Genomic DNA, 19387 nt, shown 5'->3' on the forward strand with positions numbered 1-19387 from the left:
AAAACTAGGGCAAATTCTTACAAAATTTCAAATTTTAGTACCATAGTACAATTTACAAAGTTCTTTCAAGATATTAAAATACGTTCAAAATTTTTAAATAAGGAAACAATATGGCAACAAGGATAGGCGTTATAAAAAGCATCTCACAAGGATCAAGTGTAATCGCAACTGCAAAGGACGGCACACAAAGAGTGTTAAAAGTAGGCGATGAAATTTTTCTTGGTGAGACTATACAGACAACTGATATTGACTCAAAAGTAGTCATAACTGCAAACGATGGCAAAGACATTGCTATCATCGGAAAAGATACCCTAAATTTAGACAAGAGCGTAGCTCACAATGAGAGCTTTGGTGACGATAGCGTAGCTGATGTAAGCGCTATACAAAAAGCACTTCTTGATGGCGCAAACATCACAGATCTTGAAGAGACAGCAGCTGGTGGTAACGCAGCAGCTGGAGCTGGTGGAGATGGCGTAAGCTTGGGTGCTGCAAGCTTTGAAGAGGGTGGTCACTACTCAAACATTACTGATGATTATAGAAATTTACCTGATTCAAGCAGGGCTTTTCAAACTCCAGAGAACTCAATCGGCGGCTACAATGACGGCAATGACGCTGGCGATGCAACTCCTGTCTCACCAGTCATACCTCCAATAAGTGTTGATATCAAAACTTTAACTGATGATCTTGGCACTATAACTGGTGATTATAGCTTAGACGCGCCAAGCGTACCTCGCACAAATGACGCTACTCCAACCATAAGTGGCACAGTTGAGCCTACTGCTGTAAGAGCTGTTGTTAGCGTGCTTGATAAGAACGGACACGAAGTCTTTACAAAAACTCTAAATCCAAGCGATTATGCTGATGGTAAATTTAAATTCACAACTAATGAGTTAAGTGTAAATGGTAGCCATGATGGCGATTATAAAGTAGAGATAACAGCTACAGGAAGAGATGGCAAGACTGCAACTGATAGTGGTAGCTTTGTACTTGATACGCTTGCAAAAATAACTATAAACGTTGAAACAGAGATGAGCCTTGTAAAAGAGTCTGAGATGAGTAGCGGACTAAAAGGAAATTTCTGGTTTAACCACATCTATGAAGAAGAAGGCGTAAGAGGTACTGAGCTAAGAGACTTTAAAAATAAAATACCTGGCGGTTTTGAAAATACAGAATATGCTCATAAAGGTATGAAGCAAAATGACTTTATCGAATACTATATGAACAACACCAAACCTTGGGCAAGCTTTAAAGCAAAAGAGTTAAATTTCCAACAAGGTAAAGGTGGAGATAGGGATAACACTGATAACGACGCAGGAACAGTCTCAGGACTTGACGGCGCTCACAATATGATAGGCAAGATCGATCTTGACGGTAACAAAGTAACTCCAAATGGCGAGTGGGTAGCTCCAAATTTAAAAGCACTTGAGTATTTTATCGACAATGCAAAAGGTAGCGATATTCATCCCCTAAGAGATGCTCCTAATGGCAAAAACACAACAGCTGGGGCGATGGTAAATTTAAAAGGCACTATGTATCTTGAGCCAGGGGACTATAAATTTGACGCAAAAGGCACTGACGATAGCGTGAGATTTAAGGTTGATGGCGTTACTATGGTCGATTATGACACTATCCACTCAGAAAATAGAGCCACAGTTACAACTTTACACGTTGATAAAGCAGGATACTACGACTTTGATATGAGCTATGCAAACTACATCTATTGGGGCAAGCTAAAACTAACAGTTTCAAAAGATGGCGGACCTGAGAGCATACTTGGCTCAGAGGCAAGTGGCATAAAACTAAATTCAACCGACTTTGACAGTTACGTAGATACAGTAACAAGAAATGTCTATAAAGTAACTCAAAAGATCACAGGAACTGTGGATAATGTAGAAGATGGACAGATCGTAACTGTCACATCAAGCACCGGCGAAAGCCATACAGCAGTTGTAAAAGACGGTAAATACGAAGTTGAGTTTAAAACTAGCGATCCAAAAGCGACATACACAGCTAAAGTTAGCGACCTTGTAGGCAACGAGGCGCAGGCAGAATCAACTAAACTAAATAATGTCGCTACAGACCTAATAGATGCGACCGATGATGATGCAAGCAGTGTAAGTGCAAATACAAATACAGGTATAAATGACGCAACTAAATATTATAAATATACAACTGACGACATCGCTCAAACTGATAAATTTTCAACTAATGCACCACTACCAGTACTAAGCGATAAGACTCCGACATTTACGGGCAGCATAGATAGCAGCGCAACTAAAGCTATCATCACTGTTCTTGATAAAAATGGACATGAAGTCTTTACAAAAGAGCTTAGCCAAAGCGAATTTGCAAATGGTAAATTTGAAGTCACATCTAATGAACTAAATGACGGCAAATATAACATCAAAGCAACTGCTGTCTTTTCAAATGGCGACAAGAGCACGATAGTTAGCGAATTTGTAGTTGATAAGACTCCAGTTACTATAGAAAACATCAAGATCATCGAAAATGATGGCGAGGGACTACACCATACGCTTAAATTTAACCTCAAAAACTATGAGGATGGCGATAAGATCGAGAGTATAAAAATCGTAACTGCTGACGGAACTACTAACGTAATCTCTGTTGGCACTACTAAGCCAACTAATGGCGTGCTAAGCTTTTATTACGATCACAAGATAAAGCTAGGCGATAAGATCGAAGTTGAGATGACTGATAAGGCTGGTACAAAATATACTCACGTAAATGAAATTTTAGTTCCAACTATGACGCAGTTTGAAAACGGCAACGACACAACTACAAATGCAAACAACCGTTCAGCTGAGAAGTTGTGGGGCACTATGGAGATGAGTGAGAGTGGCTTTAGGGCTGATGGCTCAAGGATTGTTTCAAACGACGCTGTGCCATACCTAAGAGCTGTGATCCCAGAAGATACAACAGCTGGTAATGCTAGCGACAATCAAACTGTAAGCGAGTTTTTAAATAGTGGTAGAGGCATAACATGGGGCACTGGCGATGTTAGATTTGTAGCAACTAACGTTGATAGAGGTGTTTCAAAAGAGCTATTATCTCAATCGATAGAAAAACCAATAGGCAATGTAACGCCTGATCACTACAATAGACTTACAGGCTATAACAACAGACTTGATGCCGCTGGCAAAATGGCTGATGGCGTTTATAAAATTTCTATCGATGGTAAGTATCAAGGCGGTGATGAGCTACTTTACAACTCTATTAAATTTACGATCGACGCAACAGCTGCAACGATAAATGACTCAAAATTAAGCTATGATGCAGCGACTGGTAAAACAACATGGAGTGGAATTTTAAGTGAAAATGGAGTTGGCGCAAGCTATACGCTAAAAGAGCACTTTGAAGAGGCGGTAAAAGGTATAGCTCTAAAAGATAGTATCACACTAAGAGGTGCTGATGGACACATCATAGCTGCAAATTCTGTAACGCTTGATGAAAATGGAAATTTCGAAGCAGTGTTTAACGGCGATGTAAAAGCAAGCGATGTCTATCTACAAATTTCTGATATCGCTAAAAATACAAGAGTAGTTGCAGACAATGACAATGATAACGTGATCACAACTACTGAAGGTAATGACATCATCAATGTTGGAAATGGCGATAACATCATACACGCAGGACGCGGTGAAAATGAAATTCGCACAGGCAATGGCAACAATGTAATCATAACTGGCGATAACAACGACGTCATAACCACAGGAAGTGGTAACGACTACATCGACGCTGGCAGAAGTGGCTATACTGGCGCAAACAAAGGCGATCTAGTAAATGCTGGCGCTGGCAATGATAAGGTTGTATTTACTTTTGATAATCCAAGAGCAGCTCTATCTCAAAGTCTAGATGGCGGAGAGGGCACAGATACGCTTATCATGCGTCCAGTGGCAAAGGATGGCACTATCGACTTTGATAAGATAGATAATAAGTCTTTAACTAATGCGATCAAGAATTTTGAAGAGATCCAGCTTGGCATGGATGAGCATGGCAATGACAACCAAGATGTTAAGCTACTAAATTTAAAAGCAGATAATGTATTTAGCATCACTGATGATGTAAATACTATCTTAAAAATAAGCGGCGACAACAAAGATAGCGTTTCATTAAAAGGATTTACTGAGGCTACAAATCAAAGTGGTGTTGAGCATGGATATACAAGATATGAGGGTCAAACAAGCTCAGACACTCCAAAAACTATCTATATAGATGTCGATAACGATATAAACAAACAACTTGTATAAAATTTGGGCTTTTTAGCCCAAATTCTTCTTTTAAATTCCTATTTTTACTCCTAAAAAACGCCTTTAAAACCATCTTTGTACCAAAGTACAATATACAAATTTAATAAAAAACACTAGAATAAATCAAAAAATAAAAGTAAGGAATAAAGATGGCAGCTGTAGCCGGCAAGGTAAAAAGCGTCACATCTGATGTTGTAGCGATAGATAAAAACGACCGTGTAAGAGTTCTAAACGTAGATGATGAGGTTTATATCGGAGAGAGTATAAAGGGCGAAAGCCAAAGTGCGAGCGTGACTATCACTGCAACGGATGGCAGCGATATATCGCTAAATGGATATGACACGATATGGCTTGATAGTAGTGTGGTAAGTGCTGATACTAGCGCTGAAAATAGCATCGATACTGACGCACTTTTTAGAGCACTTCTTGGAGAAAACTACGCTGAGATACTTGATCAGATGAATGAAAAAGTGGAAGATATGTTTGCAAAAACGCAGACAAATGAGACTGAAAACAGCTCAAATAGCCTTGAGGACAGTGAAAATTTAGCAGACAAACATAGCGCAAATGATGAGATTTTATCTGACTCAAATGAGCTAAAAGTAGATAACTCTTATGAGCATGCAAATTTTGACGCAACTACGATATATATCGAGATCGATAACGATCTAAATAAACTTTCATAAAATTTGAGCCTCTTGGCTCAAACTTCTTATCCTAAAAATTAACTAATATCCCTTATAATAAGCCAAAATTTACAAAAGGAAAACGATGAAGAAAATTTTAATCATCGCAGGCTCTTGCAATAGCGGCACAGCAGGGCTTCAGGCTGATATAAAGACATGCGCTAGGCTAAACTGTTATAGCGCAACGGCGGTCACTTCGCTTGTTGCTGAGACCACAGACGCGATAAAAAGCGTAGTTTGTCTTGAACCTAGCTTTGTTAAAGATGAACTTTGCACGCTTGCGGAGGAATTTAGCTTTGATGCCATAAAGATCGGCATGCTCTTTAGCGAGGAGATAATGAACGTGGTACATGAGTTCTTACTCACCCAAAAGGCCAAGGTCGTGCTTGACCCAGTCTGCGTCTCAAAGAGCGGCCACAAGCTCATAAAAGATAGTGCAGTAGAGAAACTAAAAGAGCTAATGGCGCTTGCCACCGTAGCCACGCCAAATTTAGACGAGGCAAATGTCCTTTTTGGAGGGAATTTTAAAGATCTGCCTTGCGATATCATCGTGAAAAAGCGAGTGAGCGAGGGAAATAGCATAGATACGCTTTATAGAAAAGATGGCTCACTGCAAAATTTCAAAACCCCACTTGCTAGTCCGCTTGTGATGAGTGGGACTGGTTGCACTTTCTCAACGGCGCTTGCTTGCTACCTTGCAAAGGGCAAGAGCCTAGAGGAGGCTATAGGGCTTTCAAAAGAGTATATCTGCTCCATTATAAAAGAGAGTATCGACACAAAGCTAGGCAAAAACCGCCTACTTTGGCACGGAGCGAAGTAAATTTAAGCCTAAATTTTAGGCTTAAATTTGATAGTTTTAGCTTACGCCTCTAATATCGCGCCGTTGCTTGCGTTTGTGACTAGCTTTTGATACTGCTTTAGCCAGCGAGAGGTTAGCGCCTTATCGACTGGTTTAAATTCCGCTCTTCTTTTTGCGATCTCAGCTTCGCTTAGACGAACGTTTATCTCGTATTTATCGACGTCTATATCGATGATGTCGCCGTCTTTTAGTAGGCCTATCATGCCGCCTTCAGCCGCTTCTGGACTTACGTGACCGATGCTTAGACCCCTTGTCGCCCCGCTAAAGCGGCCATCCGTGATGAGCGCCACGTCCGCGCCAAGTCCTCTTCCCATGATGAGCGAAGTAGGGCTTAGCATCTCTTGCATGCCAGGGCCTCCGCGTGGGCCTTCGTAGCGGATGACGACGACGTCACCTTTATCTACTTTACCGCTTGAAATTCCAGCTATCGCTTCATCTTGTGAGTTAAAGCAGACCGCTTTGCCACTAAATTTACGCTCGCCAACGATGCCAGCTGTCTTGATGACACAGCCTTGCTCGGCTAAATTTCCAAACAAAATGGCAAGTCCGCCAACTTGAGAGTAGGCATTTTCCACCTTGTGGATGACGCTTTCGTCTTTGATGTCGCTGGCACGTACGCGCTCGCCCAAAGTTTCGCCGCTAACTGTTAGGTTGTCCAAATTTAGCATGCCGTGGTCTCTGCGTGAAATTTCTTTTATCACCGCATTCATACCACCAGCTCTGCCGACATCCTCCATGTGCACGTTTGGCAAGCTTGGGCTGATCTTAGCGATGTGAGCGATGTTTTGACTGATCTTATTTAGCTCTTTGATGTCTAAATTTACGCCAGCCTCTCTTGAGATGGCTAGCATGTGAAGGACGGTGTTGCTGCTGCCACCCATCGCCATATCAACGACAAGCGCGTTGCGGATCGCCTTTTCATTTAGTATGTTTCTTATCTTAAATCTCTCATCAAGGGCGATCTGGCAGATCCTGCGAGCAGCCTGCCTGATGAGCTCCTCACGCTCTGGAGTTAGCGCTAGGATGGTGCCGTTGCCAGGGAGCGCTATGCCCATCGCTTCGCAAAGTGTGTTCATAGAATTTGCCGTAAACATACCGCTACAGCTGCCGCCACTTGGACATGCGTTGCACTCGATATCTCTTAGCTCGGCCTCGTCTATCTCTTTGGTCTCAAATTTACCAACAGCCTCAAACGCAGTCGCAAGATCGATCGGCCTGCCATCTTTTGTGTGACCTTTTCTCATAGGGCCGCCGCTTACGAAAATGGTCGGGACATTGACCCTTAAAGCGCCCATAACCATGCCAGGGACGATCTTATCGCAGTTTGGCATACAAACAAGCGCGTCAAGTGCGTGCGCGTTCATCACGGTTTCGATAGAATTTGCGATGATCTCACGGCTAGGCAAGCTATATAGCATGCCCTTATGTCCCATCGCGATGCCATCATCCACGCCGATGCAGTTAAACTCAAACGGCACACAGCCATTTTTGCGAATTTCATCTTTTAAAATTTGAGCGTATTTGTTTAAAAAAAAGTGCCCAGGGATGATCTCTATAAAGCTGTTTGCAACGCCGATAAATGGCTTAGCAAAGTCCTCGTCTTTTAGCCCAGTCGCACGTAAAAGTGAGCGGTGTGGGGCTCTTGTGTAGCCTTTTTTGATTATATCGCTTCTCAAATTTGATCCTTTTTTTAAAATTTGAGAGGATTTTATCACATCTAAAGTATCAAAAATTTTAAAGCTTGGCCGCACATGGCAGCCAAGTAAATTTTAGTATTCGTCAAAGAATTTTTGAATTTCTTTGGTGTCGCTCGTCTTTGTGAGGGCTAGCATGAGTAAAATTCTAGCCTTTTGTGGGTTTAGGTCGCTTGCGGTGATGAAATTTCCATTGTCATCCATCTTTTTGTTGCTATCAACGTAGCCGCTTCCAACGATCGCGCTTCTTACTATTTTTATGCCTTTGGCGTTTGCCTCTTGAAGCACGGTAAATACATTGTTGTGGATGCTGCCATTACCTGTGCCTGCGTGGATGATACCCTTTGAGCCAACATCTATCAGGTGTTTTGCGATATCGCCGTAGTCATTTGCGTGTGAGTAGATGATATCGACCCTTGGTAAGGCCTCTAGCTTGCTTACGTCAAAGACGCTGTTTGCGGTGTGTTTTTTGAGACTTTTTGTGCTGTAAACGACCTTGCCGTAGTAGACTCTGCCGATGGCGCCGGTATTTCTTGACTTAAATGTATCAACTGATGAGGTGTTTGTTTTTGTAACCTCTCTAGCGGCGTTGATCTCGTCATTTAGCACGACCAAAACGCCATTACCAACGCTCTCTTTGCTAGCTGCTACGCTTACTGCGTTATATAAATTTAGCGGACCATCAGCGCTCATAGATGTGGCACTTCTCATGGCTCCCACTAAAACTACAGGCTTATCTGACTTGACGGCCAAATTTAAGAAATAGGCGGTCTCTTCGAGGGTGTCGGTACCGTGAGTTATGACGATGCCATCCACGTCTTTGCTGGCAAGTAGCTCATTTACGCGTTTTGCAAGCTTTAGCCAAATTTCATCAGTCATGTTGTTTGAGCTGATGTTGGCAACTTGCTCGCCTTTTATATTTGCTAAATTTGCTATCTCAGGCACGGCTTTGATGAGGATATCGACGCCAAGTTGGGCCGCGTCGTACTGGGCATTTGTCGCGCCACTAGCACTTCCTGCGATCGTACCGCCTGTGGCTAAGATGACGACGTTTGGCTTTGCATAGAGCGAAGCAACTAGAATGCAGATCAATAAAACTAGCTTTTTCATAGCTATCCTCCTAGTAAGAAATTTTACGCATTTTTAAATTTTCGTAATACCAAACCAAGCAAATAGACAAAAAATAAAGTAGCTCAAATAAATTTTTAAAATATTTTTATAAATTTAAAAAATATTATTTTCGCTCATTTTATCACAAAAAGCACACGTTAAATTTAACTCTTTCTTAAAAGATAAGACAGATAAAATGAAATTTGCCTTATTTTAATCAAAATGATATATAAATTGATAACGTAAAATTGTCATACATGTGTCACAAATGCCGAATTTAAGGGCTTTATTGTACCTGGGTACAATATACATGAATTATAAAATTCATTAAAATGCGAGAAAAATTTTAACAAGGATGAATATGGCAGCAAAACTAGGAAGTATAAAATCAATTTCAGGTCAAACTGAAGTGATAGCAGTCGATAAAAGTGGAAATGAGAGAATTTTAAAAGTTGGCGATAGCTTGTATGAGGGCGAGAGCATAAAGACAACTTCAGCTGATGCGAAGGTAGTCATCGTTGCAAATGATGGCAAGGAAGTCTCGGTAGTAGGTGAAGATACTATCTCGCTTGATCCAAAAGAGGCAGCAAACGCACAAAGTGCTAACCCAAAGGTCGCAGCACTTCAAAATGCTCTTTTAAATGGTGCAAATATCACAGATCTAGAAGAGACCGCAGCTGGTGGTAACGCAGCAGCTGGTGGTGCTGGTGGAGACGGTGTAAGCTTAGGTGCAGCTAGCTTTGCTGAGGGTGGCCACTACGCAAATATCAATGAAAATTTTAGAAATTTAACTGATGCAAATAGAGCTTTTGACTCTTTTAATAGCCCAATCGGCGGCTATGCTGATAATAACGACAATGGCGAGGGCGATAATGTTGCGCCGCAAAGCCCAACAACACCAGTAACACCGGTCACTCCAGCTACTCCAGCAACGCCAGCAACACCTGTTGCGCTAAGCGTATCGCTTGATGGTAGCGGCGAGGCAAGAGAGGCAACTCCAAACGAGTATCTAGTCTATAATCTCGGCCTATCAGCTGCTACAAGCTCAACTACACCTACTGATCTAACGCTAAATTTAAGTGGCGCAAGTGCAGGCAGAGACTACACAAACGCTATGGAGTATTCACTTGATGGCGGACATAGCTGGATAGCGATACAAAATGGCGGCACGATAAGCGGCGTTATGCCAAGCGATATCGCAAATGTAAAGGTTAGAGTGCAGGTTATCGACGACTACGGTCAAACAGCAGGTAATCAAAACGAGGGTACAAGCAGCGAGGATCTAGGCGCAAATATCGCTCCTGGCATAAAAGACTACGGTGTTTATAAAGAGGGTGTAACTCTTAGTGTGACTACAAACAACGCTGCTATCACATCTGGCGAGGCTGAGGGCAAGATCATCGATAATGATGACAATATAAATATCACAGAAAATATAGATGCATCTACAGAGGGCTTAAACCCTGCTCTTGTAAATTCTGACCCAGACAATGGCAACACCATGAAAACTATCATCGATACAAAAGATGGTGATGATACTATAACTATAAAAGAGGAAGTCTATTTTTCAAGTGGGTTATATGATCTAAAAGAAAATGCCAATGATGTCATAAAAATGGGCGATGGCGACGATGTGTTTAATACAGGAAAAGATGCTGTTGTAGAAAACACTAGGATAGACCTTGGAAACGCTGGCGGAGAGAAAAATCAAGATACACTCAATATAAATGGAACTGTTATAACAGATACAAGATTTACAAGCCACGATGGCAATGATGTATTTACTATAAAAGATGATTCTGGTCCAAGCCTTGGTAGTACTATTTTAGACAATGTCTTGTTTAAAACAGGAAGTGGCAACGACACTGTAAATATCGAAAAAAGTGATAATCATCAGCTTATAAAAAATACCAAAATAGACACCGGTGCTGATAACGATACCGTAAATATTAAAAGCGATATGTATGCTTACGTTACTAATAACGGAACAACTGACGAGACTGAGTATGCAGGAAGCAGAACTGATAGCTTTATAAAAACAGGCGAGGGCGACGACACTATAAATGTTACTGATGCAAGTATCAGGAGAGTTGATATCGATACTGGCGACTCAGACACGGGCGATATGCTAAATTTCATCAGTGCAGGCATATATAACTCTGAAATAAAAAGTGGCAATGGCAATGATAAGATCGTACTTCAAGATACTAAAGCAGATGTCATGGATATCTACACAGGTGAGGGCGATGATAGCCTAACTATCAAAGGTAGCACTGAAATAAAAAATAATAGCGCCGTACATAATGACCCTATAAGCTCACCAGCTCATGTGGCAAATCCAGTAGCTAATCAAGCTGGAATTCACTCAAACTACATAGAGATGGGCAAAGGTCGCGATAGCTTAACTATCGAAAGAGGCGCTGAAATTTCAAACACTAAGATAAACACTAGCTCAGCTGATGCTGGAGTGAGTGACGATAGAGACAGCGTAGATATTACTGGCGCTAAATTTAACAACGCTGCCATTGAGACTGGATATGGCGATGATGAGATAAATTTAAAAGATGTCACCATGATCTCAAACGATGGATATAGCACATATATCGGTGCAGGCGGCGGAAATGACACTATTAACGTCTCTGGAAATAGCTCATTTGACAAGGCTATCATCTACACAAATGGCGGAGATGACCGTGTAAATGTCGATGGTGATGTCTCTATGGTGGATTCAAACATTATGCTTGAAAATGGCAATGTAACGCTAAATGTCGCAAGAGCTACTGGTCTAGTTGATACAAACATAGAGGGTGCAGGCGTTGGAAATGCTGGCGTAAAAACCGTAACTATCGATAATGCTGAGCTTAGAAGAGTTACCATAAATACCGCAGATGACGGCGATAGCGTGACTATCGGAGCTGGCACTCATGACAACACCGATGTTAAAATTTTCACTCAAGGCGGAGACGATACGATAAATATCAACGCTGATCTAACTGGCACATCAAATGTAAATTTAAGTCCAGCTGCAGGCGAAGCTGCACATGACCATGATGCATCAAACATCAACTCAGGCAAAGGCAATGACACTATCAATATAGCTGATAACGTGACACTAACCAACACCTACCTTTCAGGTGGCGACGGCAGCGACTTAGTCGATCTTGGCAAGGACGTAAGCCTAAATGGCACTGCTATAAATGGAGGCGACGGCATAGATACGTTAAAAATCCACGATGACTCGTTTAACACGACAAATGCTGGCAAGATAAGTGGCTTTGAGGTGCTTGATATGTCAGACGCAGATAAGGAATTTACATTCCACCATGCTTCAGATATCGCAAATTTCATAAAAAATGTCGGTGGCGAAGGTGCAACATCGCTATTCGTAAAAGGTGTAGAAGGTGTTGGTAAATTTACAGAAGGCTCATCTGAAATAGCAAGTGCTGGTACAGTAGATAGCAATGGAAACCACGTATATAGCGTAAATGATGGCGGTCAGACGTTTATTCTTACAATAGAAAATGATATTACTATAAATCCTTCAATGTAAAATTTAGACCCATTTTTTGGGTCTAAACTCCCCTTGCTCCGTTTAATAAAATTTTTTATACAAAAAGCCTAAATTTAGGCATTTCTTTTGATAATCAATATAATTTATATTTCAATGTGATTTAAAAACGCTTATTAAAATCCAAAAGTCAATTTTTTTAAGAAAGGATTAATATGAGCGTAGAAGTAGCCGACAAAGAGGGGTTAAATTTAAGCGGTGGCGTGATCCAAAATGGTGGGCAAAACGACCCTTACGTGAGGATCATAGAGGAGGTAAAGTCGCTTGAGATACTTGAGCCTGAGAAATTTCTTGCTGAGCTATACGGACGAAGGGTGGCAGATGCAAGGCCAAAAGCGCAGGATCAAATTTTAAACATCGCAGACGCAACCACTAGTGCAAATGATGTGCGTTTTGACAATGGCAACGACATAGTTGATATGACAAGATCTATCGTAAATGATGCCAAGATAGATGCAGGAGATGGCGATAATAAGCTAAGAATTCACGATAATATCGAGGTTAGAGGGCTGAGATTTGACGCTGGGGCTGGCAACGACGAGATAGAGATAAGAAACAATGTTGGCATAAAAGATCATACGTTTTTATATACAAATGACGGCGATGATAGCGTGAAAATTTATGGTGCGACGATGGAAAATGCTGCCATTCATACAGGTTTAGATAACGATGTCATAGATATCCAAAGATCTGAGATCAAAAACGGCGCTGATATAAGGCTTGGCGGAGGAAATGACACTATAAATACCGACTGGGTGGGCTTTTTTGGTGATACGAAAATTTCTCTTTCTAGCTTTACAAATCCAAACGAAGTAGATACGCTAAATATGGACAACACTATCTTTAACGGACACACTACTATCGAAGCAAACGACGGCGAAAAGACCACTATGAATATAAAAGTGTGCGGTGGAGACGGCGAGATAGATATAAAAGGCTCACACGCAAATTTAGACCATACGCCGCTTTTTGATATGAATTTTCTTGGGCCAAAATTTATGGGTGACGTTAAATTTGACGGCAGAAACAACAAAGTCAATATGCATATAGATGACTCAGAATTTCATGGTAAAAATAACGAATTTTACTTCTCAGATAATCAAAATGATACTTTAAATGTGACATCAGCTATCATAAAAAATTCTAAATTTTATCTAGGTGGCGGAGACGATACAGTTAGTTTAACTATGACTAGAACAGATATAGATAATAATAGTCAAATATTTGGTGGCAAGGGCCATGATACGCTTGTGCTTGATAATAATATCGACTTCTCAAAGGTCTCTGGCTTTGAAGAATTAAAAGTAACGAGTGGTGCTTATGTGACATTAAATGGCAATGATGTGGCTCATTTGAGTGACATTTTAGACAATGGCTCTAATGTAGTTAAATTTAGCGAGGCGCATGGCACTGTAAAACTTAATGGTTTTAGCGAAACTAGCGGAGCAGAAAATGGCTATCATAGATATGAAAGTACCTATAATACGCACTTAGCAGACGGTAGTGATCGTCAAGGCACAGTCTATATAGATATAAAAGAGGACATTCACGTCGATCTTTAAATTTTAGATCCCTTTTGGGATCTTGCTTACATTTATCAAAAATTTAAATTTTAAAACCCACTGCAACAGCGTAATCTTAAGAATTAACATCATATTTACATTACTTTATATTTAAAAGAAATATTTATAATGTGTCAAATTGATTTTAAAGGAGGCAGCGATGGCTGTTAAAGTAGGTGTTATCAAAAACATTCTTGGCTCCAAGGAAGTAGTAGTTATAGACAAAAATGGCAACGAAAGAGTTGTTGTCGCGGGAGATAGTTTATACGAGGGCGACGTTGTTAAAGCAAATGGCGCAAAGGTAACTATCGCATCAAACGACGGCAAAGAGTTTGAGCTAAAAGATGGCGAAACTCTAAATTTAAATAACGACCTTAGCTCAGACAAAGAGGTAGCAGCTATACAAAAAGCCCTTTTAAAAGGTGAAAATTTAGCAAATCTCGAAGAGAGTGCCGCTGGAGGCAATAGCGGTGGCAGAGGTGGAGACGGCGTGAGCCTTGGCGAGACAAGGTTTGAGCATGGCGGTCATGAAAGCTCTGATGTATCAGCTAGCTTTAGATCACTTTCAGATACTTTTGGCGCTGTAAAACTAACTAACCAAGAGGTAAAAGGTGGCGGTAGTGATGTTTTTGATGGTTCAGATAGTGATATAAATTCTGCCATTGCACCTGTAGCCCCAGTTGAGCCATCACAACCAGAAAATCCAACTCCAACTCCGCAGCCAAAGCCAGTTGAGCCAGTAGAGCCTAAACCTGAGCCAACTCCAGAACCACAACCTAAACCTGAACCAACTCCGGAGCCTAAACCAGAGCCTAAGCCAGAACCGACCCCAGAGCCTAAACCTGACGAGAGCAAAGATATAGTTAAAAATATCTCGGTTGAAGATAAGTCAGAATTTGGCTATGAAAAGAGCTCAGACCCAAGAAGCTCAAATGACAAATCATACCTAGAGTACAACCTAAAAGGCGAAGTAGCGGAGGCTGATGCTGATAAAAAGGTAGATGTGACGCTTAAATTTGGCGGAGAGGCAACTGCTGGCAAAGACTATGAAAACGCAGAGTACTCGCTAGATGGCGGTAAAACTTGGCAAAAGCTAGATGATAGTGGCGTGATAAAAGATGTAAGAGCTGGCGATATAAATAAAGTAAGCGTGCGTGTTGAAGTGACAAACGATCACGACCAAAATGAAGGCACACTTGACACATCAGAGAAAATTTTCACAGATGCAGATAAGGGCGTAGAAAATAATGGCTACTTTAAAGAGAGCGTTTCGCTAGAAGTTAGCATAGGTGACCTAAAAGCATCAAATAGCGAAAAGATCGTAGATAATGATCATGATATCACTGTAAATAACCAGTTTAATAATGATAAATCTTTTGACGTTACATTTAAAGATAATGGCGACAATACACTAAATTTCAAAGATGCGACGATAAACCACAAAGCTGGTGACGTGGCTAGCGCTATAGTCTTTGGAGATGGCAGCTATCTTAATGAAGGTAAAGATACCATCAATGCTGATAACTCAAATTTAAACTGGCTAAATATCAACACTCAAGGCGGAGATGACACTATAAATATAAATGGCGGAAGACACGAGAGACTTCACGTCGAAACTGGCGCTGGAGATGATGTCGTAAATTTAAACGGCGGAACTTACATAGGCACCGATCCTTATCAAAGTGGCTTCACGCTTGATAGTGGAAACGATGTGTTAAATTTAAATGGTACAAAAGATGATCATATAAAAATGACAGATATGTACCTAAGAACTGGCTCAGGCGAGAGAGACGAGATAAATATCAAATACGCTGAGATCGACTCAACATATAAAAATTCAGCCAACCACATCATCGCCGAATCAAAAAACAACACCGTAAATGTTGAAAACTCAACTTTAAAGAGTATCAACATAGGTACAGAGACCAACACAGGTACCGATGTAAATAGAAATCCACTAAATTTCGATCTAAATTTAAAATCATCTACTCTTGATGATGTAAATCTCAACACTATCTACAAAACTCACGTAGTAGTTGAAGATACAAAGATAAATGGCAACTACCCAGAAAATGCCACAAAGTGGAATTTCGCAGATACAGATGATACTTTAGAGCTAAGATCAGGCACATTAAACGATATGACGGTTAATCTTGGCAACGGCGAAGACAAAGTCGTCGTCTCAAAAGCTATGAAGCTTGATGGATACACCATGATAAATGGTGGCACTAGCTACGAGACCGATACACTTGTGATCGATGGCAATGTTGATTTTAATAAATTTAAGAGCTTTGAAGAGCTACAAGTGACTGGCAACGAGAAGGTCAGCCTAAAACTAGAAGATCTATATGATATGCTTGACATTAAAAATAATGATAGCAAACATATCTTGACAGTTACAGAGGCAGCTGGCGGAGTAGAGCTAGCAGGCTTTAAGCTTTCAGAGTTCGGAAGAGGTCTAAAAGATGGCTTTACAAGATATGAGGCCGACTTTGGTTTTCAAGATAACGGCAGATCTTATACTGTCAAAGGCTATATAGATGTAAAAAATGGTATCAATGTCGATCTTGGTGCTAAGCCAGAGCCTACGCCTGTTGAGCCAGTCGAGCCTGTAAATCCAGCTCCAGCTCCACAACCTGAGCCAAAACCAGAACCTAAGCCAGAACCAAAACCAGAACCTAAACCTGAGCCAGCTCCGCAACCAGAGCCAACTCCACAGCCGACACCTGAGCCACAGCCAACGCCTGATCCAGAGCCAGAGTATATAAATGAATATGACTCAAAATATGTAAAAGACATAGGTATATATGGCAAACGAGGCTTTCAGATCGAAAACCATGAAAAATCGAATATGTGGGAACATAACAATTTAATATTTGAGCTAAGGGGTGAAGTGGCAGAAGCCGATGTGGATCAAAAAATCGATGTGAAGCTTAAATTTAGTGGAGAGGCGACTTACGGCAAAGACTACGATAAAATTCAGTACTCACTTGATAATGAAAACTGGATAGACCTAGATAGTAGTGGCGTCATAAAAGGTCTAAGAGCGGGCGATATCAACAAAGTAGTTGTTCGTGCAAATGTAATAGACGATAAAGAGCTAAATGAAGGCAAGCTTTTGTCTGAAAATAGTGAAAAATTTTATGAGAGCTGGGATAAAGAAAAGTTATTTAAAGATGCAGATAAGGGCGTTGAAAACAATCACTACTACAGCGAGAGTGTGATCTTAGAATTTAGTATAGATAACGCTAAATATACGTATGAGGGTGGCATCATAGATAATGACCATATAACAACTGTAAATAGCGAATTTCACAACGACAAACGCTTTGATGTAGAGTATCTTCAAAATGGAGATAATGTCTTAAATTTCAACAATGCAACCGTAAGTCATAAAGAAGGAGAAGAACCTAGTAAGATCCATTTTAGTGAAGTATATAGTAACTCTGGAGACACTGAGGTCAATATCAATAGTTCAAATTTAAATTGGCTTGATATTGGAACTAATACTGGAAAAGATAAAATTGATATCAAGAGCTCAAATTTAAATAATGTCACTATCAACACCTATAACGGAAACGATACTATAAATATAAATGGCGGAACGCACGAAAAAGTTGAGATCAATACAGGCTTTGACAATGATGTCATAAATATAAATGGTGGCGTTTTTAACAAAGAGACCATCTATCTTGGCATTAACAGCGATATCTTAAATATAACAGGTACAAAAGCTGATCATGTAAAAATGACAGATATTCACATAAGCACTAATACTAATAAGTTTAATGGTGCCATACAATGGGTTACTAATGAATTAATTAAAGGCGATGAAGACGTTATAAATATCAAATACACTGACATTAACTCAACAACATCAGCAGAAAAAAGTGCGATCTATGCAGGAGGATCAAAAGGTACTATAAATATAGATAGCTCAAACCTTGATAACGTAGAACTAAATGGAGGCAGTAGAGTCCCTTCATTTGGAGAAACTTATCATACAGATATAAATTTAAAGTCATCTACCCTAAAAGATGTAGATATCATGGCTTATATAAATGAAATGCATGTGGTAGTTGAAGATACTCACGCATCAGCTAGTGGTTTGCCAGCTGAATACCATGCGAACTGGATTTTGAGTGGAAACAAAAATGCAAAAGATTATTTGGAGCTAAGATCTGGAAGCTTAACTAATATTAAAATAGATCTATCGGATGGCAGTGATAGTGTCTTTATATCTAAAGATATGAAGCTTGAGGGTGGCACTAGCATTCTTGGTGGATACTCAGACAATAGAAGTCGCTATGATCACGATACGCTTTTGGTTGATGGTCAGATAGACTTTACAAAGGTTAAGAGCTTTGAAGAGTTAAAGGTTACTAGCAATGAAAAGGTCACTCTAAAAGCTCTTGATATAGCTGATATGCTTGATGTCGGACACGAACATAGTAATAATTTGCTTCAAATAACCGAGGCAAGTGGCGGAGTAAAACTTGAAGGCTTTAGTAAATCTGCTGCTAATGCAGTAGAGGGCTTTGAAAGATATGAGGCGAATTACGGCACAACTACAGCTTATATCGATGTAAAAGAAAACATCCACGTCGATCTTTAAAATTTAGACCCTTTTTGGGTCTAAATTTCTTCTATATAAATTTGCAAATATCCTTTATAAATTCTATTATTCTTTTAAAATTTACTACGATCAAATAAAACATTTATAACTTAAAATATCATTAATCAATTCTTACTAGAAAATTAAAATTTATATAAGCGTTATAGAAATATCATCTATTAATTATAAAAAATTCTATAAATGTAACATATAATAAAATAATGTAACTATATTGTACCTAAGTACAATTTACAATTTCTTCTAATAGTTATAAAATAATGCTAAAATTAAATTAGCCCAAAAGGAATGAACATGGCAAAGAAACTAGGCACAATCAAGTCTATATCGGGTTCTGCTGAGGTTATCGCAGTAGATAAAAGTGGTAACCAAAGAGTACTAAAAGTTGGTGATAGCCTTTATGAGGGTGAGACGGTAAAAACAACTTCAGCTGATTCTAAGGTTGTGATAGCGACAAATAATGGAAAAGAGCTATCAATGATCGGTGAAGATACACTAAGTCTCGATCCAAAGGCAACTGCTGCTGATTCACAAGTAGCAGCACTTCAAAAAGCATTGTTAAATGGTGCAAATTTAGAAGATCTTGAAGAGACAGCAGCTGGTGGCAATAGCGGTGGTCGTGGTGATGGCATGAGCCTTGGCGAGACTAGATTTGAGCATGGCGGACACTACTCAAACATAAGTGCTAGCACAAGCGCGATCAATCCTTTAGGCGCTGCATCTTTTGCAGGTCCAGCTGAGGGTAAAAGTGGCGGTTTAGATAGCGGTCGTGGCGGCAATGATGACGATACAGCAGGCACTAGTACTACTATCGATCCAGAAACCACTAGAAAACCAAGCAACCCAGAAATTAAATTCCCAGAAGATACAAACAAAGATGGCAAAATTTCTGATGATGTTGTTGAGTTAATGTCAGTGTATTTGATATTTATAACGTCTTCATCGCCTTTAATTAATTCATTAGTAACCCATTGTATGGCACCATTAAACTTATTAGTATTAGTGCT

Annotated in this window: 9 protein-coding genes; 7 read left to right on the forward strand and 2 right to left on the reverse strand. The window is 40.1% G+C overall.

Annotation, left to right across the window (positions count from 1 at the left end; translation table 11 throughout):
- The first annotated feature begins 110 nt into the window (after window positions 1-110).
- The 3 genes from F3G88_RS02395 (at window position 111) to F3G88_RS02405 (ending at window position 5774) form a co-directional block, all read left to right on the forward strand.
- Window positions 111-4268, forward strand: a complete 4158-nt coding sequence (locus F3G88_RS02395; RefSeq protein ID WP_149715280.1) for an Ig-like domain-containing protein — start codon at window positions 111-113, stop codon at window positions 4266-4268.
- 149 nt (window positions 4269-4417) lie between these two features.
- Window positions 4418-4954 carry a hypothetical protein gene (locus tag F3G88_RS02400; RefSeq protein WP_149715281.1) on the forward strand — a complete coding sequence of 179 codons (537 nt, stop codon included), beginning with the start codon at window positions 4418-4420 and terminating at the stop codon, window positions 4952-4954.
- Window positions 4955-5039: 85 nt separating this feature from the next.
- The gene (locus F3G88_RS02405) at window positions 5040-5774 is read left to right on the forward strand and encodes a hydroxymethylpyrimidine/phosphomethylpyrimidine kinase (protein WP_149715282.1); all 735 of its coding nucleotides are present in this window, start codon (window positions 5040-5042) and stop codon (window positions 5772-5774) included.
- 41 nt (window positions 5775-5815) lie between these two features.
- On the opposite strand, the gene ilvD is transcribed toward F3G88_RS02405, so the two are convergent.
- Window positions 5816-7489 (reverse strand): dihydroxy-acid dehydratase, encoded by a 1674-nt coding sequence (ilvD, locus tag F3G88_RS02410; RefSeq protein ID WP_149715283.1) that lies wholly within the window; start codon window positions 7487-7489, stop codon window positions 5816-5818.
- Between the two features lie 93 nt (window positions 7490-7582).
- Window positions 7583-8617 (reverse strand): type II asparaginase, encoded by a 1035-nt coding sequence (locus F3G88_RS02415; RefSeq protein WP_149715284.1) that lies wholly within the window; start codon window positions 8615-8617, stop codon window positions 7583-7585.
- Window positions 8618-8978: 361 nt separating this feature from the next.
- On the opposite strand from F3G88_RS02415, the gene F3G88_RS02420 reads away from it, so the two are divergent.
- The 4 genes from F3G88_RS02420 to F3G88_RS02435 form a co-directional block, all read left to right on the forward strand.
- Window positions 8979-12167 (forward strand): retention module-containing protein, encoded by a 3189-nt coding sequence (locus F3G88_RS02420; protein WP_149715285.1) that lies wholly within the window; start codon window positions 8979-8981, stop codon window positions 12165-12167.
- Between the two features lie 173 nt (window positions 12168-12340).
- The gene (locus F3G88_RS02425) at window positions 12341-13747 is read left to right on the forward strand and encodes a hypothetical protein (RefSeq protein WP_149715286.1); all 1407 of its coding nucleotides are present in this window, start codon (window positions 12341-12343) and stop codon (window positions 13745-13747) included.
- A 160-nt stretch (window positions 13748-13907) separates the two neighbouring features.
- Window positions 13908-18362 carry a hypothetical protein gene (locus F3G88_RS02430; RefSeq protein ID WP_149715287.1) on the forward strand — a complete coding sequence of 1485 codons (4455 nt, stop codon included), beginning with the start codon at window positions 13908-13910 and terminating at the stop codon, window positions 18360-18362.
- Between the two features lie 312 nt (window positions 18363-18674).
- On the forward strand, window positions 18675-19387 hold a 713-nt coding region (locus F3G88_RS02435; protein ID WP_188117451.1), incomplete at its 3' end, for a retention module-containing protein.

This window comes from Campylobacter concisus, assembly GCF_902460675.1.
Classification (GTDB): domain Bacteria; phylum Campylobacterota; class Campylobacteria; order Campylobacterales; family Campylobacteraceae; genus Campylobacter_A; species Campylobacter_A concisus_AJ.

What these genes read in the sequence shown, in the direction of transcription:
- F3G88_RS02395 (WP_149715280.1), top strand. Translation starts at nt 111, where the DNA reads ATGGCAACAAGGATAGGCGTTATAAAAAGCATCTCACAAGGATCAAGT.
- F3G88_RS02400 (WP_149715281.1), top strand. Translation starts at nt 4,418, where the DNA reads ATGGCAGCTGTAGCCGGCAAGGTAAAAAGCGTCACATCTGATGTTGTA.
- F3G88_RS02405 (WP_149715282.1), top strand. Translation starts at nt 5,040, where the DNA reads ATGAAGAAAATTTTAATCATCGCAGGCTCTTGCAATAGCGGCACAGCA.
- F3G88_RS02415 (WP_149715284.1), bottom strand. Translation starts at nt 8,617, where the DNA reads ATGAAAAAGCTAGTTTTATTGATCTGCATTCTAGTTGCTTCGCTCTAT.
- F3G88_RS02420 (WP_149715285.1), top strand. Translation starts at nt 8,979, where the DNA reads ATGGCAGCAAAACTAGGAAGTATAAAATCAATTTCAGGTCAAACTGAA.
- F3G88_RS02425 (WP_149715286.1), top strand. Translation starts at nt 12,341, where the DNA reads ATGAGCGTAGAAGTAGCCGACAAAGAGGGGTTAAATTTAAGCGGTGGC.
- F3G88_RS02430 (WP_149715287.1), top strand. Translation starts at nt 13,908, where the DNA reads ATGGCTGTTAAAGTAGGTGTTATCAAAAACATTCTTGGCTCCAAGGAA.